The sequence below is a fragment of the Mesorhizobium sp. AD1-1 genome (assembly GCF_020164655.1).
Classification (GTDB): domain Bacteria; phylum Pseudomonadota; class Alphaproteobacteria; order Rhizobiales; family Rhizobiaceae; genus Mesorhizobium; species Mesorhizobium ciceri.
On the sequence record NZ_JAIUGP010000003.1, the window covers coordinates 470191 to 495350 of the forward strand.

The window sequence follows — 25160 nt, forward strand, 5'->3', positions numbered from 1 at the left end:
TCATCGGGAGGCTCAAGACATGAAACTTTGCCGTAGGTTTTTCTTCGCCGCGCTCGCCGGATTTGTCCTTGCTCCGATCGTAGCAAACGCCGACGATGCGACGTCAAAACCGTCGCGTGCCAGCAAGAACCTGCCGGAATTGATTATCGGTTCGGCCGATTCCACCTATGCGGTCAATCAGAAGGACTTCGAGCTGATCGCCGGCCAGGGCTATCGCTGGAAGATCACGTCCAAGGGCGGTTTCGAGTACAAGTTCGTGACCGATCTCTTCCGCAATGTCTGGATGGACCAGATCGTCATCAACGATTTGGAAGTGCATATGGACGGCGGACCGGCCTGGCTGGAATTCGACGACGCGGGAACGATCCAGGTGCAGTTCCATACCGTTCGCCCGGGCGAATATACCTGGTCGGTTCCCGACCTTGCCGACAAGGGACTGAAGGGCAAGATTACGATCAAGTAAGACAAAAGGCGATCAGGGGCGCCAATAGGCCAACGCGTCCTGGAGGAGCGATCCGGCATGCAACATATGAGGACAAGCGGACCGGGAGACGAGGTGGTGGCGCTCGATGTCCGAGCCGTCAGCCATTCCTACGGCCAGAAGCGGGCGCTCAACGACGTCTCCTTCTCGATCGCGCCGGCGACTTTCACCGTTCTGCTCGGCCTCAACGGGGCCGGCAAGACGACGCTGTTCTCACTGATAAGCCACCTCTACGACACGCGTCACGGATCGATCCGCATCTTCAGCCATGACATTCGCCGCGCGTCCGGCGAAGCACTCAGACGGGTCGGCATCGTGTTCCAGGCACGCACGCTCGATCTCGACCTCAGCGTCTACCAGAATCTCTCCTACCATGCCTCGCTGCATGGCATTGGCGGACGCGAAGCTCGCCAGCGCATTGCCGCGCTGCTGGAAACGGTCGACATGCAGGGCCGCCAGCATGACAAGGCACGCAGCCTCTCCGGCGGTCAGATGCGGCGCATCGAAATCGCCAGGGCGCTGCTGCACCGACCTTCCCTGCTCCTGCTTGACGAGGCGACCGTCGGCCTGGATATCGAATCTCGTGCGGGCATCCTCGCCACCATCCGCAAGCTCGTCCAAGCAGAGGGCATCGGCGTGCTCTGGGCCACGCATCTGATCGACGAAGTCGAAGACGCCGACCATGTCGTCATACTGCGGCGGGGTGACCTGGTCGCCAGCGGCAAGGTGTCGGATGTGATCCGTGCGAACGGCGGAAGTTCGATTCGCGAAACCTTTTCGAAGCTCAGCCGCGTCGATGCGGCGGGCATGACGGAGACGTCGCCATGAGCGCTCCTTCGATGCCCGGAAAGGTCGCCGGCATCATGCCGGTGCGGTCCGAGCCATTCGGCCTGCGCCACTATCTCATTTGCCTGAAAGGCGTCGTCCTGCGCGAGTGCCTGCGCTTCCTGCACCAGCGCGAACGCTTCATTTCCTCGCTGGTCCGGCCGCTGGTCTGGCTGTTCATCTTCGCGGCCGGCTTTCGCCAGGTGCTTGGCGTGTCGATCATCCCGCCCTACAAGACCTATGTGCTCTACGAGGTCTATATCACGCCGGGCCTTTGCGGCATGATCCTGCTGTTTTCCGGCATGCAGTCTTCACTGTCGATGGTCTACGACCGCGAGATGGGCAACATGCGCATCCTGCTGGTCAGCCCGTTTCCGCGCTGGTTCCTGCTGGTGTCGAAGATGCTGGCCGGTGTGGCCGTATCGATCGTGCAGGTCTACGCGTTCCTGATCGTTGCCTGGTTGTGGGGCGTCAAAGCGCCGCCACTCGGCTATCTCTATGTTCTGCCGGCACTGTTCCTGTCGGGCATGATGCTTTGCGCGCTCGGCATGCTCTTGTCTTCGCTGATCAAGCAGCTTGAAAACTTCGCCGGCATCATGAACTTCGTCATCTTTCCCGGCTATTTCGCGTCTCCGGCGCTGTATCCCTTGTGGCGCATCCAGGAGGCGAGCCCCCTGCTCTACAAGATCTGCCTCTGCAACCCGTTCACCTATGCCGTCGAACTGATCCGTTTTGCCTTCTACGGGCAGATCGAATGGCTGTCGCTGGGCGTCGTCGCCGGCTGCACGCTGCTGTTTCTGGGCGGCGCCATCATCGCATACGACCCTTCGCGCGGTTTGGTGATCCGCAAACAGGACATGGGAGGAAACGCCTGATGGCGCGAATGAGACTTGTTCACACTCTGGTTCTGGTCACCACGCTTGCGTCGATGGAGGGCGCCGGCGCCGCAAACACCGATCCCGACTGGCCCTGCATGCAGCGTAAGGTGCCACAGCTCTCGCTTGGCCAGATCTGGAATGGGCCGGAGCTTCCGGCGACCGCGAAGGATTGGGCGAAGGATCCAGGCGTGTCAGCGCTTGTCGATGCTGTGGCGGCCCGGCGGACGCCGATTGCACAAGCCCAGAAGGAGATCAAGGATTTCGCGACTTCCCTACCGCCCGAGCAGGTCGCAACCAAAATGACGATGCTGGTGCAGGGAATGTTCGATCACATGGACGCCGAGCGTTCGCACGTGATCTCCGGCATCTCCCGCTATGCCCACAAACAGCTGGAAATGGCGGCACAGTTGCGCAAGGAAGCATCCGAAGTGGATGCGCTGCGCGCCAAGGCCGATGCGGATCCGGACGAAGTAGAACGGCGAACCGACCAACTGAATTTCGCGACGCGAATTTTCAACGAACGCGTCCAGTCGCTGACTTATGTCTGCGATGTGCCGACGATAATCGAGCAGCGGCTTTACCAGTTGTCAAAGACTGTCTCGGAAACGCTCGCGGTGAAGAAATAGACCTTGGCCGCCTGTCTCACGACTCTCTGCCAGGCAGCACACGCCAGCGCTGCACGAAATAACCGGGATGCGTCTCGATCCACCTTGCCACCAGCGGCTGCGCCTGCATGAAGGCAGTCCCGGGATTCATCGCCAGACCGTCTACCATTTCCTCGCGTTGTTCGCAGGTCCGCGGTCCATCCGTCAGGCAGACCATCATAACGAGTGTGTAAAGCATTACCCCTTTTCCCCATCGAATTCCCGAACCCATACCCGGGAGAGTTCCGAACAGTCTGCAGGGGTTGCACATACAGATCGCTTACGGTGTGAAAGGACGTGGCCCCCGCTCTTTCGCACTGCAACATAACATATCGCTTATATAATACCAACGAGCGCGGGCGTTCTCCACCGGACTTTCATCCGTTGCGCTCGTGCAGTGTCATCCAGCCTTGTCTGGATACAGCTTTCCGAAAAGGGGCAGGTACATTGCGCCCTTGCGCATCAGGAAATCGTTGAATGTGGCCATCGCCGGCGAGATTGCGTGATCGGTTCGCATCACCGAGAACCATTGTCGGCGGATCGGCATGCCGACAACGTCGAGGATGACAAGCCGGCCTGCCTCGGTTTCCGCAGCGATGGTGTGAGCAGAGATGAAGGCGATGCCCAGACCAGCCATCACCGCCTGCTTGATCGTTTCGTTCGAGGCCATCTCGACACCGAGGTCGTCGATGCGCCCAGGCACGTCGCTCAGGAATATTTCCAACGAGATACGGGTTCCGGAGCCGGGCTCGCGAATAAGGAAATGCTCCTCGGCAATCCGCTCCTTGGAGATATCGCGCGCCGCCACCAAGGGATGGTCGGGCGGCGCGATGATGACCAGCGGGTGATCACCGAAGACCGAAGCACGCACCGGAACCTCTTTCGCCGGACGCCCCATCAGCGCGATATCGATGTCGTGGTTCCTGAGGTTGTCGATCGTCTGGGCACGATTGCCGATGGCAAGCCGCATGTCGATGTCGGGATGGTCCTTCATGAACGCAGCCATCAGCCGCGGCGCGAAATATTTGGCTGTGGAAACGACGCCGAGCCTCAAGCTGCCGGTGCGTACGCCCTTGATGGCATCCATCTTGTCTTCGAGCAAACCGAGATGCTCCTCGATAGCCTGCGCTGTCTCGACGAAAGCCAGACCTGCGGCAGTGGGACGCATGCCGTCCGACGTTCGGTCGAACAGAGCCAGCTGGAATTCTTCCTCCACTTGTCGCAGTTGGATTGTGAGCGCTGGAGGAGACAGGCCTAACATCTTGGCTGCGCTGACAATTTTGCCGCACTTGATGATTGCCTGGACGGTCTTGAAATGCTTGAGCGTGAGATTTCTCATGTCGCATACTAAATTATTTTTACTGACTAGGTAAAGTTATTGAATTTTACTTATCGTGCGACGTTTGTTTCCATTCCTCCAGTCCAGCCGCTCCGAGGAGATGCGGCGGGAGGGGAGGTTACGATGCCAGCGGCAACGCTCGACGCTTTTCTGAACTCCTATCTCGGCCAGCCAGACGAATTCCGCTCGGCCGTTGTGACGACCGTTCGTCAGTTGACACAGGCCGCCATCAAGGTCCGCAACACCATCAACCAAGGGGTGCTCGGCGCCGCCTTTGCCGAGACCCGTGGCGCCAATGCCGACGGCGACGTCCAGAAGGATCTCGACGTCTTCTCCGACGACATCTTCCTCGACGCCATGCGCCGTGCGCCGGTGGCGCTTTACGCCTCCGAGGAGCTGGAGCAGCCAGTCCTGCTCGACAGGCAAGCGCCACTCGCCATTGCGATCGACCCGCTCGACGGCTCTTCCAACATCGACACCAACGTGTCGATCGGAACGATCTTCTCGCTCCTGACCGCAACTGGCGCGCCGGACGCTGATCCGGCTGCCTCTTTCTTGCAGGCGGGCGTGAACCAGCTAGGCGCCGGTTTCTTCATCTATGGGCCGCAGCTGGCACTCGTCCTGTCGCTCGGCAGCGGCACGCATGTCTTCGTCTTCTCGACAAGGCTCGGCACCTTCGTCCAGGCCTATGAAAGCCGGATCATTCCGCAACGCACTCAGGAGTTCGCCATCAACGCCGCCAACTACCGGCACTGGGACGAGGCTGTGCGGCTCTATGTCGACGACTGCCTGGAGGGCACCGAAGGACCGCGCGAGAAGGATTTCAACATGCGCTGGATCGCCTCTCTGGTCGCCGACTGTTACCGCATATTGATGCGCGGCGGCGTTTTTCTCTACCCCGGCGATCGGCGCAAGGGCTATGGTCAGGGACGGCTCCGCCTCGTCTACGAGGCCAACCCGATCGCCTATCTCATAGAGCAGGCTGGTGGTGCCGCCACCGACGCGATCACCCGCATCCTGGAAATCGAGCCCGAGAGCCTGCATCAGCGCGTGCCGATGATCTTCGGGTCGGCGCGGGAAGTCGCGCGCATCACGCGCTACCACACAGAGCCGAGCAACATCGGTGAGCGTGCGCCGCTGTTCAGCCGCCGCGGCCTGTTCAGAGCCTGAGCTGCACCATGTCAGCCAAGCACCCCATCATCACCATCACCGGGTCGTCGGGCGCCGGCACGACCTCGGTCAAGCGCATCTTCGAGCTGATTTTCCGGCGCGAGAACATCGAGGCCGCTTTCATCGAAGGCGACGCATTTCACCGCTACGACCGCGCGGCGATGAAGGCAAAGGTGGCCGAGGAGGAAAAGGCCGGCAACCCGAACTTCACCCATTTCAATGCCGCGGCCAACGAACTCGGAATTCTCGAAGAGGTGTTCGCGGAATATGGCCGCCGCGGAACCGGCAAGACCCGCACCTACATTCATGATGAGGAAGAGGAAAAGCAGCACGGCACGCCACCGGGAACCTTTACCGAATGGCGCGAATTCGCTCCCAGCGACCTGCTCTTCTACGAGGGGCTGCACGGCTGTGTCGTCACCGACACGATCAATCTGGCCAAGCATGCGGATCTCAAGATCGGCGTCGTGCCGGTCATCAATCTCGAATGGATCCAGAAGATCCATCGCGACCGTTCGACACGCGGCTATTCCACCGAGGCGGTGATGGACGTGATCCTGCGCCGGATGCCCGACTATGTCCGCTACATTGTCCCGCAATTCTCGCAGACCGCCATCAACTTCCAGCGCGTGCCGATCGTCGATACGTCCAACCCGTTCATCGCGCGCTGGATTCCGACACCCGACGAATCGATGCTGGTTATCCGCTTCGCCAATCCGCGCGGCATCGATTTTCCGTATCTGCTGTCGATGATCCACGACTCGTTCATGTCGCGGCCAAATTCCATCGTGGTGCCAGGCAACAAGCTCGATCTTGCCATGCAGCTGATCCTGACGCCGCTCATCCTGCAATTGGTTGAACGCAAGAGCCGTGTGTCGTGAGGAGGATGCAATGACCAGCCAAACAGCACTGAAGCCCGTCACCACAACCGCTCCCGTCTCGGAGCGCGACATGGCGAACGCCATTCGCGCGCTGGCGATGGACAGCGTCCAAAAGGCGAATTCGGGTCATCCCGGCATGCCGATGGGCATGGCCGATGTCGCAACGGTGCTGTTCAACCGCTTCATCAATATCGATCCGTCGAGACCGGACTGGCCCGACCGTGACCGTTTCGTGCTTTCAGCCGGCCACGGCTCGATGCTGCAATACGCGCTGCATCATCTGCTCGGCTACGAAGACATGCAGGTCGAGGAATTGCAGCGATTTCGGCAGCTGGGCAGCCGCACCGCCGGACATCCGGAATACGGCCATGCGCTTGGCGTGGAGACCACCACCGGACCGCTTGGACAGGGCATTTCCACGGCGGTCGGCATGGCGCTGGCGGAACGCATGCTTGCCGCCCGCTACGGTGCCGATCTGGTCGATCATCATACCTATGTGATTGCGGGCGACGGCTGCCTTCAGGAGGGAATCAGTCACGAGGCGATAGACCTCGCTGGTCACCTGAAGCTTTCCCGCCTGATTGTCTTCTGGGACGACAATGCGATTTCCATTGACGGGCCGACCTCCCTCTCCACGTCGATGGACCAGCCGGCGCGCTTCAAGGCCGCCGGCTGGGATGTCCAAAGTGTCGCCGGGCACGACATGGCAGCAGTCGCCGCGGCAATCGAGGCGGCGCGGCGGTCGGATCGGCCATCGCTGATTGCCTGCCGCACAGTGATCGGCATGGGTGCCCCCAATCTCGGCGGTTCGGAAAAGACGCACGGCGCACCGCTGGGTGAAGCAGAGATCGCCGCGACACGCGAAAACATCGGCTGGGCCCACGCGCCGTTCGAGGTGCCGGATGATATCCTTTTCGCCTGGCGCGAGATTGCCGGTCGCGGCGAAGCGATGCGGCGCGCCTGGGAGCAGCGGCTTGCCGCCTCGCCGCGACGCGAGGCTTTTGAAAACGCCGTCGCCGCCGAACTGGCCGACACGGTCTTCGACGCGCTCGAAGCCTTTCGTCGCGAACATGTCGAGAAGGCAACCAAGGTGGCGACGCGAAAAGCCTCCGAAATGGTGCTGGAGGCCATCAACGGCGCAACGGAATTGACCGTCGGCGGCTCGGCCGATCTGACGCACTCGAATCTGACGATCACCAAGGGCATGAACCGCATTGCGCCGAGTGACTATGCCGGCCGCTACATTCACTACGGCATTCGTGAACACGGCATGGCGGCCGCCATGAACGGCATCGCGCTGCATGGAGGGTTCGTGCCCTATGGCGGTACGTTCCTGTGCTTCGCCGATTATGCGCGCGGCGCGATGCGGCTCTCGGCGCTCATGGGCCAGCGCGTCATCTATGTGATGACACACGATTCCATCGGCCTCGGCGAGGACGGCCCGACGCACCAGCCGGTCGAGCACCTGGCGATGCTGCGTGCCACGCCCAATCTCAACGTCTTCCGTCCGGCGGATGTCATCGAAACGGCGGAGTGCTGGGAACTCGCGCTGAAGAGCAAGGATCGGCCGAGCGTCCTGGTGCTGTCGCGCCAGAACCTGCCGATGCTGCGTCGGTCGCACAGTGACGAGAACCGCTCCCGCCAGGGTGCCTACGTCCTGCGCGAACCAGCCGAGCACCGTGCCGTCACCCTGATCGCCACCGGCTCGGAGGTCGAGATCGCGGTTGCTGCCGCCGAAAGGCTGGAGACCGAGCATGGCGTCGCCGCCGCCGTCGTGTCGATGCCGTGCTGGGAGCTTTTCGAGGAGCAGGAAAGCGCCACCCGCAAGGCCGTCCTCGGCTCGGCGCCGCGCGTCGCGGTCGAAGCGGCAGCCCGGCTGGGCTGGGACCGCTGGATCGGCGAGACCGGCGCTTTCGTCGGCATGACCGGCTTCGGCGCCAGCGCCCCTGCCCCCGACCTCTACCGGCATTTCAACATAACGTCCGAAGCGGTTGCTGCAGCGGCGCTGAAGCTCATCATCTAGGAGGATTCACAATGGCTCGCATCACCCTTCGCCAGCTTCTCGACCATGCCGCCGAGCACGGCTACGGCGTACCGGCATTCAACATCAACAACATGGAACAGGGCCTCGCCATCATGGAAGCGGCCAAGGCCTGCGACGCGCCTGTCATCATCCAGGCTTCGCGTGGCGCCCGGACCTATGCCAACGACATCATGCTGGCCAAGATGATGGAGGCGCTGACCGAAATCCACCCAACCATCCCGCTATGCATCCATCAAGACCACGGCAACAGCGAGGCCACCTGCCTTTCCGCGATCCGCCACGGCTTCACCTCGGTGATGATGGACGGATCCTTGATGGCGGACGCCAAGACGCCGGCAAGCTACGACTACAACGTCGCCATAACCGAACGCGTCGCACGTATGGCGCATTGGGTCGGCGCTTCCGTCGAAGGCGAACTGGGCGTGCTCGGCTCGCTGGAAACCGGCCAAGGCGAGGCCGAGGATGGCCACGGCGCCGAGGGCGCGCTCTCCCACGACCAGCTCCTGACCGATCCCGATCAGGCGGTCGACTTCGTGACCGCAACCCAAGTCGACGCGCTGGCGATTGCCTGCGGCACCTCGCACGGTGCCTACAAATTCACCCGCAAGCCGGACGGCGACATCCTGGCCATGCAGGTGATCGAGGCGATCCACGAGAAGCTGCCCAACACGCATCTGGTCATGCACGGCTCTTCCTCTGTGCCGCAGGAGTTGCAGGACATCATCAACAGATACGGCGGCGAGATGCCCCAGACTTTTGGCGTCCCGGTCGAGGAGATCGAGCGCGGCATCCGCTACGGCGTGCGCAAGGTCAATATCGACACCGATTGCCGCATGGCCATGGCCGGGCAGTTCCGCCGCGTCGCGACGGAAGACCCGCGCGAGTTCGATCCCCGCAAATTCCTGAAGCCCGCCATGGATGCCTTGCGCGACCTTTGCCGGGACCGCTTCGAGCGTTTCGGTACGGCGTCCAACGCCTCGAAGATCAAGGTCATCGCCATGGACGAGATGGCGAAACGTTACGCCGCGGGAAAACTCGACCCCCAAATCGCAACCGCGAAAGCCGCCTGAGCAACAAACAGGAGACCTGTCATGAACAAGATCGACATACTGCCAGCGGGGACGCTCAAGGAAGGCAAGGAGCGCTACAAGTCAGGGGTCATCCCCTACAAGAAGATGGGCTACTGGGAGCCTGACTACAGGCCCAAGGAAACCGATCTGATCGCCATGTTCCGGATCACGCCGCAACCCGGTGTCGACCACGAGGAGGCGGCAGCCGCCATCGCCGGTGAATCCTCCACCGCGACGTGGACCGTGGTGTGGACCGACCGGCTGACAGCTTGCGAGCTCTATCGCGCCAAGGCGTTCAGATCCGAGCCGGTGCCGAACACCGGTCCCGGAACCAAGACCGAGCAACAGTACTTCGCCTACATCGCCTACGACCTCGACCTGTTCGAGCCGGGCTCGATCGCCAACCTGACCGCATCGATCATCGGCAATGTGTTCGGCTTCAAGGCAGTCAAGGCGTTGCGGCTGGAAGACATGCGTATCCCGGTGGCGTATCTCAAAACCTTCCAGGGGCCGGCGACCGGCATCGTGGTGGAGCGTGAGCGGCTCGACAAGTTCGGCCGGCCGCTGCTCGGCGCAACGACGAAGCCGAAGCTCGGCCTGTCGGGACGCAATTACGGGCGCGTCGTTTATGAAGCGCTGAAGGGCGGCCTCGACTTCGTCAAGGACGACGAGAATATCAACTCGCAGCCCTTCATGCATTGGCGCGACCGCTTCCTCTACTGCATGGAGGCCGTGAACAAGGCGTCGGCCGCCACCGGCGAGGTCAAGGGCCATTATCTCAACGTCACCGCCGGCACGATGGAGGAGATGTACGAGCGCGCCGAATTCGCCAAGCAACTTGGCTCCTGCATTGTGATGATCGATCTGGTCATCGGCTACACGGCGATCCAGTCGATGGCCAAGTGGGCACGCCGCAACGACATGATCCTGCACCTGCACCGTGCCGGCAACTCGACCTATTCGCGCCAGAAGAACCACGGCATGAATTTCCGCGTCATCTGCAAATGGATGCGCATGGCCGGCGTCGACCACATCCATGCCGGCACGGTGGTCGGCAAGCTGGAAGGCGACCCGCTCATGATCAAGGGATTTTATGACACGCTGCGCGAGGAGCGCACGCCGCAGAACCTCGAAACCGGGCTGTTCTTCGATCAGGAATGGGCCTCGCTCAACAAGGTGATGCCCGTTGCCTCGGGCGGCATCCATGCCGGCCAGATGCACCAGTTGATCCACTATCTCGGCGAGGACGTCATCCTGCAGTTCGGCGGCGGCACGATCGGCCATCCGGACGGTATCCAGGCAGGCGCGACGGCCAATCGCGTCGCCTTGGAAGCGATGATCCTGGCCCGCAACGAGGGGCGCGATTATTTGCGCGAAGGGACCAAGATCCTCGAACAGGCGGCCAGATGGTGCACGCCGCTGAAGGCTGCCCTGGAGACCTGGAAGGACGTCACCTTCAACTACGAATCGACCGACACGGCCGACTTCGTGCCAACCGCAACGCCCAGCTTCTAGACGAAAGGAACCGTCGTCATGATGACCAATCCGGGAAACAAGGTCACACAGGGGCAGTTCTCGTTCCTGCCCGACCTGACCGACGAGCAGATTTCGGCGCAGATCAAATACGCGCTGAAGAACCATTGGGCGGTCAGCGTCGAGTACACGGACGATCCGCATCCGCGAAACACCTATTGGGAAATGTACGGCAACCCCATGTTCGACTTGAAAGATCCGGCGGGCATACTGCTCGAGGTCAATGCTTGCCGGAAAGCCTGTCCGAACATGTATGTGCGGGTAACCGCCTTCGATTCGACCAAGGGCTGGGAAGCGCCGCGCATGTCGTTCATTGTCAACCGGCCGCCCAGCGAACCCGGGTTCCGGCTGCTGCGCCAGGAGCGTGACGGCCGCAGCCAGGGTTATTCGATCGTGCCTTATGCGACCGACAGGCCCGAGGGCGAGCGGAGCTAGCCGAACCATGCTGAACGCGATGACAAAGGACGCTGCCGCACAGGACGCGACGGTCGATCTGCAGGCCGAGTTCGAGGCGTCCAACATCGACGAGGTGATGGACAAGCTCGACCGAGAACTCGTTGGCCTGAAGCCGGTCAAGACCCGCATCCGCGAGATCGCCGCCCTCCTCCTGGTCGACCGGCTTCGCCGCAGGTTCGGACTGACATCGGGCGCGCCGACGCTGCACATGAATTTCACGGGAAATCCCGGCACCGGAAAGACCACGGTGGCGCTGAGGATGGCCGAAATCCTGCATCGTCTGGGTTATGTCCGCGAAGGCCACATGGTCGCCGTGACTCGCGACGATCTCGTCGGCCAGTATGTGGGCCACACCGCGCCCAAGACCCGCGAGGTGATCAAGCGTGCCATGGGCGGCGTGCTTTTCATCGACGAGGCCTACTATCTCTACAAGCCAGAGAACGAACGCGACTACGGCCAGGAATCGATCGAAATCCTGCTGCAGTGCATGGAGAACAACCGTGACGATCTGGTTGTGATCCTTGCCGGCTACAAGAACAAGATGGACCGCTTCTTCGACAGCAATCCCGGCATGCGTTCGCGCATCGCCCACCACCTCGACTTCCCCGACTATGGCGTCAGCGAACTGAAATCGATCGCCGAGATTATGCTCGCGGAGCAGAATTATCGCCTCAGCGAGGCGGCGTCCCAGGCGCTCGAAGAGTATCTTCCGATCCGCATGAGGCTGCCGCATTTCTCCAACGCGCGTTCGGTTCGCAATGGGCTTGACCGGGCGCGGCTGCGGCAGGCCAACCGGCTTTTCGCATCGCGCAGCCGGGTGTTGACCAAGGCCGATCTTATCACCATCGAGGAATCCGACATTCGCGGCAGCCGCGTGTTCGCGGAAGGGAAACTGGAAGGCGAACCGGAGACGAAGATGCGCTGACAGGACGAAGCGGCCGGCGCAGCGACCAACACCGCAGACAGAATTGGAGACGACGACCATGGTCACCGGGACAATCATCGCACCCTCCGTGCTTTCCGCGGATTTCTCGCGGCTCGGCGACGAGGTCGAAGCTGTCGTGCGGGCGGGTGCCGACTGGATCCATCTCGACGTGATGGACGGCCACTTCGTGCCCAACATCACCTTCGGTCCGCCGGTGATCAAGGCGATCCGCGACCGAACGGACAAAATCTTCGACTGCCATCTGATGATCGCGCCGGCCGACCCCTATCTGGCCGCCTTCGCCGACGCCGGTTGCGACATCATCACGGTGCATGCAGAGGCCGGGCCGCATCTCGATCGTTCCCTGCAGGCGATCAAAAATCTCGGCAAGAAGGCCGGCGTATCGCTGAATCCTTCGACGCCGGAGAGCGTCATCGAGTATGTGCTCGACAGGCTCGATCTGGTGCTTCTGATGACGGTCAATCCAGGCTTCGGCGGCCAGGCCTTCATTTCCGCGGTCATCGAGAAGATCAGGCGAATCAAGGCATTGGTTGGCCACCGCCCGATTGACATCGAAATCGATGGCGGCGTCACGGCCGAAACCGCCCCGCTGGTCGCCGCGGCCGGCGCCAATGTGCTGGTCGCCGGGTCGGCCGTGTTCAAGGGAGGCGCCGAGGCGGCCTACCGCGCCAACATTGGAACCATCCGACAGGCGGCCGACGGTGCGATCCGGAAAGCCGCGTAAACCATTTCATCGGAGGCAAGCATGGCGGCCGTTCCCCCTGTCTGCGATTTCGGCTGGCGCGCGATCGATGCCGTTTTGCCCGGCGTCGACGGCAGGTCGCATTCGATCCTCAGCCAGGCCGGCCCGAACGGCCTGGTCGTGGCCTTCATCTGCAATCACTGCCCTTATGTGAAGGCGGTGATTTCACGTATCGTGCGCGATGCCAACGACCTCAAGGCCGAAGGTATCGGCTTTGTCGCAATCAACTCGAACGATGCCGACACCTACCCGGAGGATTCCTTCGACCAAATGAAGCTCTTCGCCACGACGAACGGCTTCAGCTTCCCTTACCTGCACGACCAGCGCCAAACTGTAGCGCGCGATTACGTGGCGGTGTGCACTCCCGATTTCTTCGGGTTCAACAGCGAGTTGGGATTGCAATATCGCGGTCGGCTGGACGCCTCGCGACGAGAAGCCGGAGCGCCCGGGCTGAGACGCGATCTGTTCGAGGCGATGAAGCAGGTTGCCCGAACCGGCGACGGGCCGCTGGACCAGGTCGCCTCGATCGGCTGCTCGATCAAGTGGAAGGATGACGCATGAACGTCGGCGCAGGTAGGCCGCTTCGATCGCCGAAGGCGATCCTGTTCGACCTCGACGGCACGCTGGTCGACTCGGCACCGGACATAGCGGCCGCCGTCAACGAATTGCTGGCCAGCCGCGATCTGCCGCCGCTGCGCCTGGACCGGGTCAAGGCCATGATCGGCGGCGGTGTCAGGAAACTGATCGAGCGAGCCTTCGCGGCATCGGGAGCGCCACTGCTCGGCAACGCTCTCGATGAGGCAAACCGCGTCATGGCGCCTATCTACCGCCGGCATCTGACCGGCCTGACAAGGCTGATGCCTGGCGTCAGGGAGGCCCTCACCCACTTTCATTTGGGCGGAGTAAGCATGGGGGTGGCAACCAACAAACCGCAGTTGGCGACCCGCGAAATCCTGCTTCATTTCGGATTGACGGAATATTTCGGTGCGATCGTCGGCGGAGACGCGGTGACATACCTGAAACCGGCGCCCGATGCCCTGCTGCTGGCGTTGGCACAGCTAGGCGTCGACCCGGGTGACGCGCTGCTGGTCGGAGACAGTGGCGCTGACCTGGGCGCCGCACGCGCCGCCGGCATGCCCGTCATTCTGCTGCGTGGCGGCTACAGCCACATTCCGGTGGAAGAGCTTGGCGCCGATCTTGTTTGCGACAGCCTTTTCGATCTGCCTTCGGCAATGCAGGGGCTGCAAGCCGATGCGTGATCGAGGCGAACGCCGGCCGAACGCAAGTTCGAACGGCCGGCGGCGCGCTATTTCGAGAATTGCTTCAGATAGGCGATGACATTGGCGATGTCTTCGTCCTGTTTGAGGCCGACGAACGCCATCTTTGTTCCTTTGACCATGGCCTTGGGATCGTGAAGGTAAGTCTTCAGCGTGGGTTCATCCCATTTGACGCCGGACTTGCCTGCCGCGACCATCGCCTGAGAATAGCTGAACCCCGGGTGCGTGCCGGCTGTTCGGCCGATGACGCCGTTCAACGACGGACCGACCTTGTTCTTGTCCTGGTCGGCGACATGGCAGACCTTGCATTTGGCGAAGACCTTCTCACCCGCCGCCGCGTCCTGTGCCTGGGATTGGCTCGCGATGAAGGGCACAACGGACATGACTGCGAAAAATGCGATTGCGCGCATGGTATTTCCTCATTGATCGTCTGGGTGCCCTGGACGATTTGCGCATGCCGATCCTTTGATCCGTCGGCATGCGCCTTACGCGGTGGCGTGGAAATTCCGCTTCTCCCGTGGAGCCGCGCCGCGTCACCTGGAAGCTAATCGGCATGTTGTGAAAGTCAATCGTACAAAGGTTTAGAGGCCTGGGTGCTCAAGGATCCTGTCCATTCGTCTTTGTTGACGGCTATTGGGCGAGCGCGTAGCTTGACCTCATTCCGGTTTCTCCATTGGCACCTTGAGAAATCCGGCAAGTGGCGGTTTTGTCCTGGCTCCTGGTTGGGCTGGACTCGCCGAGATGGGCGTTTGGGAACGCGCAAGAGGTGCTGAATGGACATGGTCGATCTCATATTGACGGTTTGCCTCAGCGCCAATCCGAGCAATTGCCGAGACGAACATCTCTATTTCGAGAGCCGCGGCACCCTGTTCCAATGCATGTTCCTTGCCCCCAGCGAAATCGCGAAATGGTCTCAAGAACACCTGACCCTCAAGGTCATGCGCTGGAAATGCGCATTTCCGAGCAAGGAACGAGCCATCTGATTTGGCAGCGCGGAACCCTGGGGAGGAGGTGTCATGATGGTTTCACGGCGCATGACGTTGCGTCTGGCGGTTCTCGGGACAGCCGCTGTTCTTGCTACCAGGCCAGCCGTTGCGGCAGCCAGGATTCGCCTCGGTGTGCTGAAGTTTGGAACCGTGAGTTGGGAACTCGATACGCTACGGCAGCACAAGTTCGATGCCGCGAACGGGATCGATCTGGAGATCATCGACTTCGCCGGCGAGGATGCAACCAACGTCGCGCTGCAGGCTGGCGCGATCGACATGATCGTCTCCGACTGGCTGTGGGTCTCGCGCCAGCGCTCCGAAGGCGGCGACCTCACATTGTTCCCCTATTCCACCGCCGTGGGCGCGATCATGGTGAAGGAGGGTTCACCGATCCGGACGGTCGCCGATCTCAAGGACAAGAAGATCGGCGTCGCCGGCGGCCCGCTCGACAAGAGTTGGCTGCTGATACAAGCGCTGACCAGACGCGATCTCGGCGTCGACCTGTCGGCAACCAGCGACATCGTCTTTGGCGCGCCGCCGCTGATTTCGGAAAAGGCGATACAGGGCGAACTCGATGCAGTGCTGAATTTCTGGCATTTTTGCGCCCGTCTCGAGGCCAATGGCTTCCGTCGATTGATCGGCGTGAATGACGCGGCAAAGACGCTTGGGGCTCTGGGACCCGTGTCGGCGCTCGGTTACGTCTTCCATGACCAATGGGCGAACGAGAACCCCGATGCCGTCAGGGGGTTCGTGAGAGCGTCCGCGCAAGCCAAGGACTTGCTGGCCAGATCCGATGACGAATGGCTGCGCCTGGCGCCGATCATTCGCGCGGAAGGCAAGGAACTGGAAAAACTGCGCGATCGCTATCGTCAGGGCATTCCCAGACGGTCGGTCGCCGAGGAAGCGGCTGACGCCGGCAGGCTATACCATGTGCTGGCGGCGATCGGCGGCGCGAAGCTGGTCGGCAGCGCGCCGGAGATGGCGCCCGGCACATTCTGGCAGGAACCCTGGAAATGACCGCATCGGAAACCGACGGCACGCGTGATGCCCCGCCGAGCATGTCCGGCCGACGCAGCCTGGCGACGGCACTGGCGCCCGCGCTGACCGTAGCGGTTTCCCTGCTCGGGCTTTGCCTGCTGTGGAACCTTGCGGCAGGCGTCTGGCCAAGCCGTGCCTTTCCAGGACCTGGGCAGGTCTGGCAGGTGCTTCTCAGGGAGGCTGCGAGCGGCGACCTCTTTTACCATCTCGGCGTGACCCTCGGCCGGGTCGCCGCAGCATATATCGTCGCAATGATCATCGGATCCGTCATCGGCGTTTTGCTCGGCAGCTATCGTCGCGTCGACCGTCTTTTCAACCCGTGGGTGATCCTGTTCCTCAACATCCCGGCGCTGGTGGTCATCGTCCTCGGCTACATCTGGTTCGGCCTCAACGAGGCGGCGGCGATCGGCGCAGTGGCAGTGAACAAGATCCCGAATGTCGTGGTGACGATGCGTGAAGGCGCCAGGACACTTGATCCAAGTTATGCCGAGATGGCCACCGTCTATCGCTTCGGCCGCCTTGATCGCATCCGCCATATCCTGCTGCCGCAATTGCAGCCCTATCTTGCCGCTGCGTCGCGATCCGGCATCGCCCTCATCTGGAAGATCGTCCTAGTCGTCGAACTGCTCGGCCGCTCGAACGGTGTCGGCTTCCAGATCCATCTCTATTTCCAGCTTTTCGATGTCGCTGCCATTCTTGCCTACACGCTGGCTTTCGTGGCGGTGATGCTTGTCATTGAACTTCTCCTGGTGCAGCCCGTTGAACGACATGCAACCCGTTGGCGCCGTCGTCCCGCTTAAGGTCGACATCGCCGAAAAGACCTTCAGGTCCGCGCGAGGCGTCTCGATCACGGCGCTTCAGGACCTTTCATTCGAGGTCCGGCAAGGCGAATTCGCCTGCTTGCTTGGACCGTCGGGCTGCGGCAAGACCACGACGCTGCGTATCCTGCTTGGCTTGGACAAAGACTTTTCCGGCTCCTTCCAGTTGCCGCAAGGAGGTTCGAACCGCATCGCCGCCGTATTCCAGGAACCGACCCTGCTGCCGTGGCGAACGGTGGAGCAGAATGTCAGGCTGGCGTTGCCGAAAAGCTTGAGGGCGAAAAATCTCGACGGGCTGTTCGACACGCTCGGCCTCGCGGCCATGCGCTCGCTCTATCCTGCCGAACTGTCGCTCGGCCTTGCGCGCAGGGCAGCACTTGCCAGGGCTTTCGCCACGGAGCCGGCGGTGCTTTTCCTGGACGAACCCTTTGTCTCGCTCGACGAACAGACCGCCGAGCGGCTTCGGCATCTGCTTTTGACCGTGTGGTCGGCACGGCCCACGACCGCCTTGATGGTGACCCACAATCTACGCGAAGCACTGATGCTCTCGGACCGCATCATCGTGCTCGCGCCGCGACCAACCCATGTGCTCGGCGTGTTCGACGTACGGTTGCCACGGCAACATCGCAATTCGCAGGTGATGAGCGACCTTCTGCGGTCGTTCCATCATAGATTTCCGGACGTCACCTGATCGCCTGCAGGTGAAATGCATATCGGAGGCCTTCATGTCGATCGATCGGCTAAGACGCAGGCTTGTGCGTGGCTTCGCCTGTACCGCCGCCAGCGCCGCCTTGCTGCCGTGCTGCCTCGGACGAGCCGCGGCTAGCAACCTGGGATTCTCGCTCAGGCAGATCGCCGACGGCGTCTTCGCCTTCCAGGGCACGGATGAATTGATGACCGCCGCCAACGACGGTGCGATCTGCAATCTGGGCGCCGTCGTCGGTACCGATGCGGTTGCCGTCATCGACAGCGGTGGCAGCCTGATCGAGGCGCACGCCTTTCTCGCCGCGATCGGAAAGGTAACCGCAAAGCCGGTTCGCTTCCTGGTCAACACCCACATGCACCCCGACCACATCTTCGGCAACGCAGCATTCAGGGAGATCGGCGCGACCATCGTCGGTCACCGCAATCTGCCGCGCGCCCTCGACGCGCGTGGCGCGTTCTATCTGCACAACTATCGCGAACAGCTTGGCGAGGCGCTGATGGAGGGGGTCGAGATCGTGTCGCCGACCAGGCTGGTCGACGATCACCTGCAACTCGACCTCGGCGGGCGGACGATCGAACTGCGGGCATGGAAGGCGGCGCACACCGACAACGACCTGACCGTATTCGATACCGCGACCAGAACGCTCTTTGCCGGCGATCTGGTGTTCATGGGCTCCTTGCCGACGCTCGACGGATCACTGCTTGGATGGCTCCGCCAGATGGATGCACTCACCGCGATCGACGCCGCGCGCGTCGTTCCAGGTCATGGTCCTGTAACGGCCGACTGGCCACAGGCACTGGCGGGGGAGCGACGCTATTTCGAGGTTCTGGCGCGCGATATCCGCAAGGCGATCGCCGACGGAACGCCGCTGCGCGAAGCAGTCAAAACCGCAGGCGGAAGCGAACGGGACAATTGGCACCTGTTCGACGATTACAACGAGCGCAACGCAACGGCCGCATTTGCCGAACTCGAATGGGAATAGACGACGCCGACATGCGCTAGGCGGCCGCAAAGCACGGCGATTTGCCAAGGCGTCGCCAAAGGCTTATCCTCAACGCCAGCCTGGGCACCACCTCTCTTGCATTGGTGGAGGCATCGAAATGCAAAATCAAGCTTACTCGAGCCGGCAGCTCGCCTTGCCGCTCGCATCCGTTTTCGCCGCGATCATCTTGACCATCGGCACGTTGCTCGGCTCCTCGGGAGCCGCCAACGCACAGCAAACAACCGCGTCCTCGGATAGAATCTGGCATGACTTGAAGGGCGACGTGTTCGGCGATCGGGCAATTCTGGTCGATACCGGCGTCGTCAGGATCGAAGCACCGAAGCGGGCGCAGGATGCCGCCATCGTGCCCGTCGATATCTATCTCGATCCAGCCAAGGCGCCAGACGGCATCAAATCCGTTACCTTGATCATCGATGCGAACCCTGCACCGGTGGCGGCAACGTTCCAGCTCGGCAAGGATGCCGGCGTGACGCATCTGTCGACGCGCGTGCGCGTCAACGACTATTCCTATCTGCGTGCCATCGCTGAGACGCAGGGTGGTCAACTCCATATGGTACAGACCTTCGTCAAGGCGTCAGGTGGCTGCTCCGCCCCTGCGGTCAAGAACCAGGACGAGGCCAACGCGACAATGGGTCAGATGAAGCTGCGCCAGTTCCCGCCCAAAGAGACGATGACCAAGACCGAGGAACTGCAGTTGATGATCCGGCACCCTAACAATTCGGGGCTGCAGCGGGATCCGCTGACCCAATATTTTATACCGGCGCATTTTGTCCAGAAACTGTCGATCTCCCAAGCCGGCCGGCCGATCCTCTCCATGGAAGGTGGAATATCGATTTCGGAAGACCCCAACTTCCGATTCGATTTCACCGTGCACGGCAACGGCGAAATCCAGGTTGAAGCGATCGATACGGACGGCAAAACATTTCGCAATCAGTGGCCGCTCGAGACAGCGGGACTCTGAAGTCTCGATATCTTGCGCTGGACTGCCGGGTGCTTGCCACTTGATCCCGAAAATGGAGCTCGTTCGGGAAGATCATGCCCAGGCAGAGGACGGAGCTCCATCCGGTTTCCGGATGGAGCAGGCTCTAAAAGCAGCGCACGTCGGCTTCCGACTGCGCGCGCTTCAATTCGGTACGGGCTGCCTTCGCCGGTGCGCTTTCGCGAAACAGCGCCGCGCTTTCGCCTGTGGTCAAAGACATGCTCTTGAAAGTCTCGGCTCTCTCATAGTGGTCGTAGGGAAGGATCGAGGCGATGACGTCGATCGAGCAAGAACAGCTTTCCAGCGCCTGACGTGTCTGGCCGTTCGTCTGCATGCAGCCGAGCACGTAGTCGGCGATCGTTGCTGTCGGGTAATCACCCGCGGCGCCCGCGGGGTTTGCGAAGGCCAGCGGCGCGGCAAGGAGCAGCGGCAAAGTCGAAAATCCAACATATCTGATCACGGGAAAACCTCCGGTTAGCCTAGGCGCGATGCGCCCAGTCGGGATCACCGTGGCAGTTGGCAACGTGCAGCAGAGTCAGTCAAGCGCCCATGGCTTCCGTATGCGACCAAAGGAGGAATGCGGGGCTTGTCGACCGTGGTTCCGCATGGCGGCTCCGTGGCCTGCTCCACGCCCCGACTCCAACGATCATCTCATGCTTGGCCCACTATCGATTCCCAATGGAGCACGCGCATGACCATGCCGAGACATCGAAGCGAATACCTCCAAATAAAATCAAAGCTTAGGCGAAATGTAAAAATCAACAAATAACTAAATTTTATGTGCCCCATCGTTATTTCGCGGTCATAAATACTTTATCTAACAAATACCGTCCTGCTTATTTTCTTATATTGCACCGCATCATTTACGATATTGCGGTGCAAAAACACCAGCAGGCTTTTTTGCTTGCCTAGCCTTTTACGATGACATAGCCTCACCCTGTTTCCGGCTTCAAGGGCGTCACCGTCATTAGGGAGCGGCGACAGTCTTTCGTAGGCCAAGGTGAGGTGGGCAGTAACGGTGCCCTCTGCACATCTGGCTTAGGTCGTGACACGCTGCCGGAAATATTTCCCCCCCGTGAATCGCTTGGGCAAGCCCTTGTGGGCTCAGCAAATGATTCATCACTATGAACCTCGGGAGGAATTCGGATGCGTGTACTTACGAAAGCTACCTATATTCTAACCACTGCGGCGTTTCTGTCGCTCGGCGCGGCCTATACGGCGTCGGCTAACGAGGACCTTGCAAAGCTGGCTTCGGATTCGAAGAACTGGGCAATGCAGACGGGTGACTACGCCAACACCCGCTATTCCAAACTCAACCAGATTACTGCGGACAATGTGAAGAACCTGCAGGTCAAGTGGACCTTTTCCACCGGCGTGCTACGAGGCCACGAGGGTGGACCGCTTATCATCGGCGATGTGATGTATGTCCACACGCCTTTCCCGAACAATGTCTTTGCGCTCGATCTCAAGAATGACGGGAAGATCCTTTGGAAGTACGAACCCAAGCAGGATCCCAACGTCATTCCGATCATGTGTTGCGATACGGTCAACCGTGGCGTTGCCTATGGTGACGGCAAGATCATTCTCAATCAGGCCGACACCACAGTCGTCGCCCTCGACGCGAAGACTGGCAAGGTCGTCTGGTCGGTCAAGAACGGCGACCAGACCGATGGCGGCAAAGGCGAATCCGGTACGGCTGCCCCCGTCGTCGTCAAGGACAAGGTGCTCATCGGCGTCTCCGGCGCCGAATTCGGCGTTCGCGGCTGGCTGGCCGCCTACAATCTGAAAGATGGCAAACTCGCCTGGAAAGCCTATTCGGAAGGTCCGGACGCAGACACCCTGATCGATCCCGAGAAGACCACGCAACTCGGCAAGCCGGTTGGCAAGGATTCCGGCACGAACACCTGGGAAGGCGAGCAGTGGAAGACCGGCGGCGGCACGACATGGGGATGGTATTCCTATGATCCCAAGCTGAACCTGGTCTACTATGGCACCGGCAATCCCTCGACGTGGAACCCGGTCCAACGCCCCGGCGACAATCGCTGGTCGATGACGATCATGGCTCGCGATGCGGATACTGGTGTTGCCAAATGGCTCTACCAGATGACCCCGCATGACGAATGGGACTATGACGGCATCAACGAGATGATCCTCGTCGATGGCATGGAGGTCAACGGCGCCAAGCACGACGTGCTGGTGCATTTCGATCGCAATGGTTTTGCCTACACCATGGATCGCGCCACCGGCGACCTTCTCGTCGCCAAGAAATACGATCCGGCCGTGAACTGGGCGACCGAAGTCGTCATGGACCCCAAGAGCGAACAGTATGGTCGCCCGCAGGTCGTGGCGAAATATTCGACCCAGCAGAACGGCGAAGACACCAACTCGACGGGCATCTGCCCGGCGGCGCTTGGAACGAAGGACCAGCAGCCGGCGGCCTATTCGCCGAAGACCGGGCTGTTCTATGTCCCGACCAACCATGTCTGCATGGACTATGAGCCTTACAAGGTGAGCTACACCGCCGGTCAGCCTTATGTTGGCGCCACCGTGTCGATGTATCCCGCACCTGGCGGCGACGGCAACATGGGCAACTTCATTGCCTGGGATGCGGCCAAGGGCGAGATCGTCTGGTCGAAGCCCGAGCAGTTCTCGGTGTGGTCGGGCGCGTTGGCGACAGATGGCGACGTCGTCTTCTACGGTACACTCGAAGGCTACATCAAGGCGGTCGATAAGGACGGCAAGGAACTCTACAAGTTCAAGACCCCGTCCGGCATCATCGGCAACATCACGACCTACGAGCAGGGCGGCAAGCAGTATATCGCCGTTCTGTCGGGCGTCGGTGGATGGGCTGGTATCGGCCTGGCAGGCGGCCTGCTTTCGCCTGACAACGCCGCTGCCTGGCATGGCGCCGTCGATCAGGGCCGCGCGCAAGGCGACCAAGCCGCTGTCGTTGGTACAGCTGGCCTGGGTGCCGTCGGCGGCTACGCGGCACTTGCCGACTACACGACGCTGGGCGGTCAGCTCACCGTCTTCGGTCTCCCGGATTGATGCGCTGGGAACCTTGAGCATGCCTCAGGTCTTGTGAGACCAAAGGCTTGAAGAACGAGAGCCCGGACATCCGGAAGCCATGGCCGGGCTCTCGATTCGGTTACGCACCCAAAAACACCGATCAATGCCGGTCGCGACAGCAAAACCGTGTCTATTGGCAAATGAAGGAAGCGTTTGAATGTCCGTTCGCATTGTAATTTCGGCTTTCGTCCTGGCTCTGCTGCCTCTGGCAAGCTCGAGCCTCGCTCGGGCCGACGACAGCATGGAAAAAGCCAAGGCGGTAAAGGAAGAAGGCGGCAAGTATTTGGATGCGGATGGAAATCCGACCTACAAGATCGAAAACGGAACCGTCGATTGGTACACGTTCAGCGGCTACCGCCGGTATCATTCCGATTGCCATGTCTGCCACGGACAGGACGCGACAGGTTCGAGCTATGCGCCGGCTTTGGTCAACAGCCTGAAAACCATGGATTACGCCACATTCCTCTCGATCGTCGCCGAAGGCCGCAAGAATGTCGGCGGCGGCAAGGAAAACGTCATGCCTGCCTTTGGCGACAACAAGAACGTCTATTGCTACCTGGACGATCTCTACGTCTATCTGCGCGCGCGCGCGGATGGCGCGGCGCCCCGCGGAAGGCCGCCCAAGCACGAAGACAAGGCCCAGGCGGCGAAGGATGCCGAAGCATCCTGCATGGGTGGATGACATGATCGGCCGCGATGCATTGAAGCTGCGCGTCGTTCTGCCGATCCTCGGCACACTCGCCTTGCTGCCGTCGAACGCGCATGCGCAAAGCGCCGGCCTTGGCGCGGCGGGAGAACTGGTCGACCCTGACATTCTGCGCGTCTGCGCCGATCCCTCGAATATGCCCTTCACCGACAAGAGCGGCGAAGGCTTCGAAAACAAGCTGGCCGAACTGGTTGCCGCGAAAACCGGGCGCAAGTCCGTCTCCTACACCTGGTTTCCCACGATCACCGGCTTCGTGCGCAATACGTTGGGGGCCAACCGATGCGACATCATCATGGGCTATGCTCAAGGCGATGAGCTGGTGCAGAACACCAACGCCTACTATCGCTCCGCCTATGTGCTGGTGCATCCGAAAAGCCACGATATGGAAGGCGTGGAAACGATCGAGGATCCCAGACTCACAGGCAAAACGATCGGCGTCGTTGAAAGCACGCCGCCAACCGCCAACATGGCCGCCAACAAGCTTCTGCGGACCGCCAAGATCTATCCGCTTGCGGTGGATACGCGCGTCACCCCATCAATGGGGGAGGTCATGATCAAGGACATGCTGGCACACAAGATCGATGCGGCGGTGCTGTGGGGACCGATGGCAGGTTACTACGCCAAGGAACTCGGAGCTGATGTGACGATCGTTCCACTGGTGAAGGAAAAAACCGGCTCGCGCATGTCTTACCGCATCACCATGGGCGTACGTCCGTCGGACCAGGAATGGAAGCGGACGCTCAACCGGGTGATCAGGGAAAACCAGGCGGAGATCACCAGGATCCTGCTGAGCTACAACGTGCCGCTGATCGACGAACACGACAACCTGATTACCCAATGAATGGAAGGGAGACTATTTTCGTGCTGGTCGCCGCGAGCCTTCTGGGTCTGGCCGAGCCGACATGGGCTGGCGACATCGCCGAACCCAGCGGTTTCCGGATGGACGACTATCGGGCGCCGGTGCCGCGGACGCTGCAAGGCGCGAGGGTGGTGACGACGGTGGAAGCGGAAGCGCTGTGGCGAGCGAAAAAGGCGATCTTCTTCGACGTGATGCCGGACACGCCCAAACCGGCCAATTTGCCGGCAGGGACGATATGGAGAGACAAGGTCAGAAAGGACATTCCAGGCAGCATATGGCTGGCCAATGTGGGATACGGCGCTATTTCGCAGGAGACCGCCAGCTATTTTCGCCAAGGCCTCGCGGCCAAGGCCGGGACGGACAAGTCGCGCACGGTTCTGTTCTACTGCATGACGAATTGCTGGATGTCGTGGAATGCGGCGAAACGGGCCGTCCAGTGGGGCTACAGTTCAGTGATCTGGTATCCGCTCGGCGCCGATGGATGGGAAGATGCAAACCTTCCACTGGAGGAGAAAAAACCCTACGCAACGAACAATTGAAGGAAGGACTGCAATTATTCTCGATAGTTTGTTTTCAATTTTTCAAAACCTATTGTTTCATTTGTCCATTTTGAAACTTGATGGACGAGCCATTGCGTCGGTGCCCTGCAATGGTTGGCTAACGACAGGATCGGTCCCTTCGGGCTGGTATAAGAGGAGAAATGTCATGAA

General features: G+C 60.9%; 28 protein-coding genes. 24 read left to right on the forward strand and 4 right to left on the reverse strand.

Going from position 1 to position 25160, the window contains the following annotated elements:
* Positions 1 to 19 precede the first annotated feature (19 nt).
* The 4 genes from LB519_RS08970 to LB519_RS08985 are packed head-to-tail and all read left to right on the forward strand — an operon-like array spanning position 20 to position 2810.
* Positions 20 to 463, forward strand: a complete 444-nt coding sequence (locus LB519_RS08970; protein WP_013532046.1) for a hypothetical protein — start codon at positions 20 to 22, stop codon at positions 461 to 463.
* Between the two features lie 57 nt (positions 464 to 520).
* Entirely contained in the window at positions 521 to 1309 is a 789-nt protein-coding gene (locus tag LB519_RS08975) for an ATP-binding cassette domain-containing protein (protein WP_127366314.1), read from the forward strand.
* Between the two features lie 35 nt (positions 1310 to 1344).
* A complete protein-coding gene (locus LB519_RS08980; RefSeq protein WP_050580490.1) occupies positions 1345 to 2181 on the forward strand; it encodes an ABC transporter permease in 837 nt (278 codons plus the stop codon).
* Positions 2182 to 2234: 53 nt separating this feature from the next.
* A complete protein-coding gene (locus tag LB519_RS08985; protein ID WP_224619563.1) occupies positions 2235 to 2810 on the forward strand; it encodes a hypothetical protein in 576 nt (191 codons plus the stop codon).
* A gap of 16 nt (positions 2811 to 2826) precedes the next feature.
* On the opposite strand, the gene LB519_RS08990 is transcribed toward LB519_RS08985, so the two are convergent.
* Both LB519_RS08990 and LB519_RS08995 read right to left on the reverse strand, forming a co-directional pair.
* Positions 2827 to 3027 carry a hypothetical protein gene (locus tag LB519_RS08990; RefSeq protein WP_013532050.1) on the reverse strand — a complete coding sequence of 67 codons (201 nt, stop codon included), beginning with the start codon at positions 3025 to 3027 and terminating at the stop codon, positions 2827 to 2829.
* A gap of 201 nt (positions 3028 to 3228) precedes the next feature.
* Positions 3229 to 4167: a LysR family transcriptional regulator gene (locus LB519_RS08995; RefSeq protein WP_063172003.1), complete on the reverse strand. Its 939-nt coding sequence runs from the start codon at positions 4165 to 4167 to the stop codon at positions 3229 to 3231.
* A gap of 123 nt (positions 4168 to 4290) precedes the next feature.
* On the opposite strand from LB519_RS08995, the gene LB519_RS09000 reads away from it, so the two are divergent.
* Genes LB519_RS09000 through gph form a run of 10 tightly spaced genes read left to right on the forward strand, consistent with a single transcriptional unit; the run spans position 4291 to position 14268 of the window.
* A complete protein-coding gene (locus LB519_RS09000; RefSeq protein WP_013532052.1) occupies positions 4291 to 5337 on the forward strand; it encodes a class 1 fructose-bisphosphatase in 1047 nt (348 codons plus the stop codon).
* Positions 5338 to 5345: 8 nt separating this feature from the next.
* A complete protein-coding gene (locus LB519_RS09005; RefSeq protein ID WP_013532053.1) occupies positions 5346 to 6218 on the forward strand; it encodes a phosphoribulokinase in 873 nt (290 codons plus the stop codon).
* 10 nt (positions 6219 to 6228) lie between these two features.
* Positions 6229 to 8241, forward strand: coding sequence for a transketolase (tkt, locus tag LB519_RS09010; RefSeq protein ID WP_224619565.1), 2013 nt, complete (start codon positions 6229 to 6231; stop codon positions 8239 to 8241).
* Positions 8242 to 8252: 11 nt separating this feature from the next.
* Positions 8253 to 9332, forward strand: coding sequence for a class II fructose-bisphosphate aldolase (gene fba, locus LB519_RS09015; protein ID WP_063167848.1), 1080 nt, complete (start codon positions 8253 to 8255; stop codon positions 9330 to 9332).
* A gap of 21 nt (positions 9333 to 9353) precedes the next feature.
* A complete protein-coding gene (locus tag LB519_RS09020; RefSeq protein WP_013532056.1) occupies positions 9354 to 10847 on the forward strand; it encodes a ribulose-bisphosphate carboxylase large subunit in 1494 nt (497 codons plus the stop codon).
* Between the two features lie 18 nt (positions 10848 to 10865).
* A complete protein-coding gene (locus LB519_RS09025; protein ID WP_013532057.1) occupies positions 10866 to 11300 on the forward strand; it encodes a ribulose bisphosphate carboxylase small subunit in 435 nt (144 codons plus the stop codon).
* Positions 11301 to 11307: 7 nt separating this feature from the next.
* Complete coding sequence (gene cbbX / locus LB519_RS09030; protein WP_013532058.1) at positions 11308 to 12246, forward strand: CbbX protein; 939 nt, start codon at positions 11308 to 11310, stop codon at positions 12244 to 12246.
* Between the two features lie 58 nt (positions 12247 to 12304).
* On the forward strand, positions 12305 to 12991 hold the full coding sequence (gene rpe, locus LB519_RS09035; RefSeq protein ID WP_013532059.1) for a ribulose-phosphate 3-epimerase: 687 nt from the start codon (positions 12305 to 12307) through the stop codon (positions 12989 to 12991).
* A 21-nt stretch (positions 12992 to 13012) separates the two neighbouring features.
* Positions 13013 to 13570, forward strand: coding sequence for a thioredoxin family protein (locus tag LB519_RS09040; protein ID WP_013532060.1), 558 nt, complete (start codon positions 13013 to 13015; stop codon positions 13568 to 13570).
* Positions 13567 to 14268 (forward strand): phosphoglycolate phosphatase, encoded by a 702-nt coding sequence (gene gph / locus LB519_RS09045; protein WP_013532061.1) that lies wholly within the window; start codon positions 13567 to 13569, stop codon positions 14266 to 14268. Before LB519_RS09040 ends, gph begins: the two co-directional genes overlap by 4 nt.
* A 47-nt stretch (positions 14269 to 14315) precedes the next feature.
* Here the strand turns inward: gph and LB519_RS09050 are convergent, their stop codons facing one another.
* Positions 14316 to 14696 (reverse strand): c-type cytochrome, encoded by a 381-nt coding sequence (locus LB519_RS09050; RefSeq protein ID WP_024504374.1) that lies wholly within the window; start codon positions 14694 to 14696, stop codon positions 14316 to 14318.
* Between the two features lie 363 nt (positions 14697 to 15059).
* Here LB519_RS09050 and LB519_RS09055 point away from each other — a divergent pair, with 363 nt between their 5' ends.
* The 6 genes from LB519_RS09055 to LB519_RS09080 all read left to right on the forward strand — a co-directional run bounded on the left by LB519_RS09055 (position 15060) and on the right by LB519_RS09080 (position 19798).
* The gene (locus LB519_RS09055) at positions 15060 to 15269 is read left to right on the forward strand and encodes a hypothetical protein (RefSeq protein ID WP_224619567.1); all 210 of its coding nucleotides are present in this window, start codon (positions 15060 to 15062) and stop codon (positions 15267 to 15269) included.
* Positions 15270 to 15302: 33 nt separating this feature from the next.
* Positions 15303 to 16289: an ABC transporter substrate-binding protein gene (locus tag LB519_RS09060; protein ID WP_224619569.1), complete on the forward strand. Its 987-nt coding sequence runs from the start codon at positions 15303 to 15305 to the stop codon at positions 16287 to 16289.
* Positions 16286 to 17110: an ABC transporter permease gene (locus LB519_RS09065; RefSeq protein WP_224619570.1), complete on the forward strand. Its 825-nt coding sequence runs from the start codon at positions 16286 to 16288 to the stop codon at positions 17108 to 17110. Before LB519_RS09060 ends, LB519_RS09065 begins: the two co-directional genes overlap by 4 nt.
* The gene (locus LB519_RS09070; RefSeq protein ID WP_013532066.1) at positions 17079 to 17819 is read left to right on the forward strand and encodes an ABC transporter ATP-binding protein; all 741 of its coding nucleotides are present in this window, start codon (positions 17079 to 17081) and stop codon (positions 17817 to 17819) included. The genes LB519_RS09065 and LB519_RS09070 overlap by 32 nt, the downstream gene beginning before the upstream one ends.
* A gap of 34 nt (positions 17820 to 17853) precedes the next feature.
* Positions 17854 to 18816, forward strand: a complete 963-nt coding sequence (locus LB519_RS09075) for a quinoprotein relay system zinc metallohydrolase 2 (RefSeq protein WP_224619572.1) — start codon at positions 17854 to 17856, stop codon at positions 18814 to 18816.
* Positions 18817 to 18934: 118 nt separating this feature from the next.
* The gene (locus LB519_RS09080; protein WP_063171999.1) at positions 18935 to 19798 is read left to right on the forward strand and encodes a quinoprotein dehydrogenase-associated SoxYZ-like carrier; all 864 of its coding nucleotides are present in this window, start codon (positions 18935 to 18937) and stop codon (positions 19796 to 19798) included.
* Between the two features lie 124 nt (positions 19799 to 19922).
* Here the strand turns inward: LB519_RS09080 and LB519_RS09085 are convergent, their stop codons facing one another.
* Complete coding sequence (locus LB519_RS09085) at positions 19923 to 20276, reverse strand: hypothetical protein (RefSeq protein WP_013532069.1); 354 nt, start codon at positions 20274 to 20276, stop codon at positions 19923 to 19925.
* Between the two features lie 812 nt (positions 20277 to 21088).
* On the opposite strand from LB519_RS09085, the gene LB519_RS09090 reads away from it, so the two are divergent.
* From LB519_RS09090 to LB519_RS09105, 4 genes are all read left to right on the forward strand, one after another.
* Positions 21089 to 22864: a methanol/ethanol family PQQ-dependent dehydrogenase gene (locus LB519_RS09090; protein WP_128278335.1), complete on the forward strand. Its 1776-nt coding sequence runs from the start codon at positions 21089 to 21091 to the stop codon at positions 22862 to 22864.
* 178 nt (positions 22865 to 23042) lie between these two features.
* The gene (locus LB519_RS09095) at positions 23043 to 23567 is read left to right on the forward strand and encodes a c-type cytochrome, methanol metabolism-related (protein ID WP_013532071.1); all 525 of its coding nucleotides are present in this window, start codon (positions 23043 to 23045) and stop codon (positions 23565 to 23567) included.
* A complete protein-coding gene (locus LB519_RS09100; protein WP_013532072.1) occupies positions 23539 to 24432 on the forward strand; it encodes a quinoprotein dehydrogenase-associated putative ABC transporter substrate-binding protein in 894 nt (297 codons plus the stop codon). Before LB519_RS09095 ends, LB519_RS09100 begins: the two co-directional genes overlap by 29 nt.
* On the forward strand, positions 24429 to 24989 hold the full coding sequence (locus LB519_RS09105; RefSeq protein WP_027162625.1) for a PQQ-dependent catabolism-associated CXXCW motif protein: 561 nt from the start codon (positions 24429 to 24431) through the stop codon (positions 24987 to 24989). The genes LB519_RS09100 and LB519_RS09105 overlap by 4 nt, the downstream gene beginning before the upstream one ends.
* The last annotated feature ends 171 nt before the right edge of the window (positions 24990 to 25160 follow it).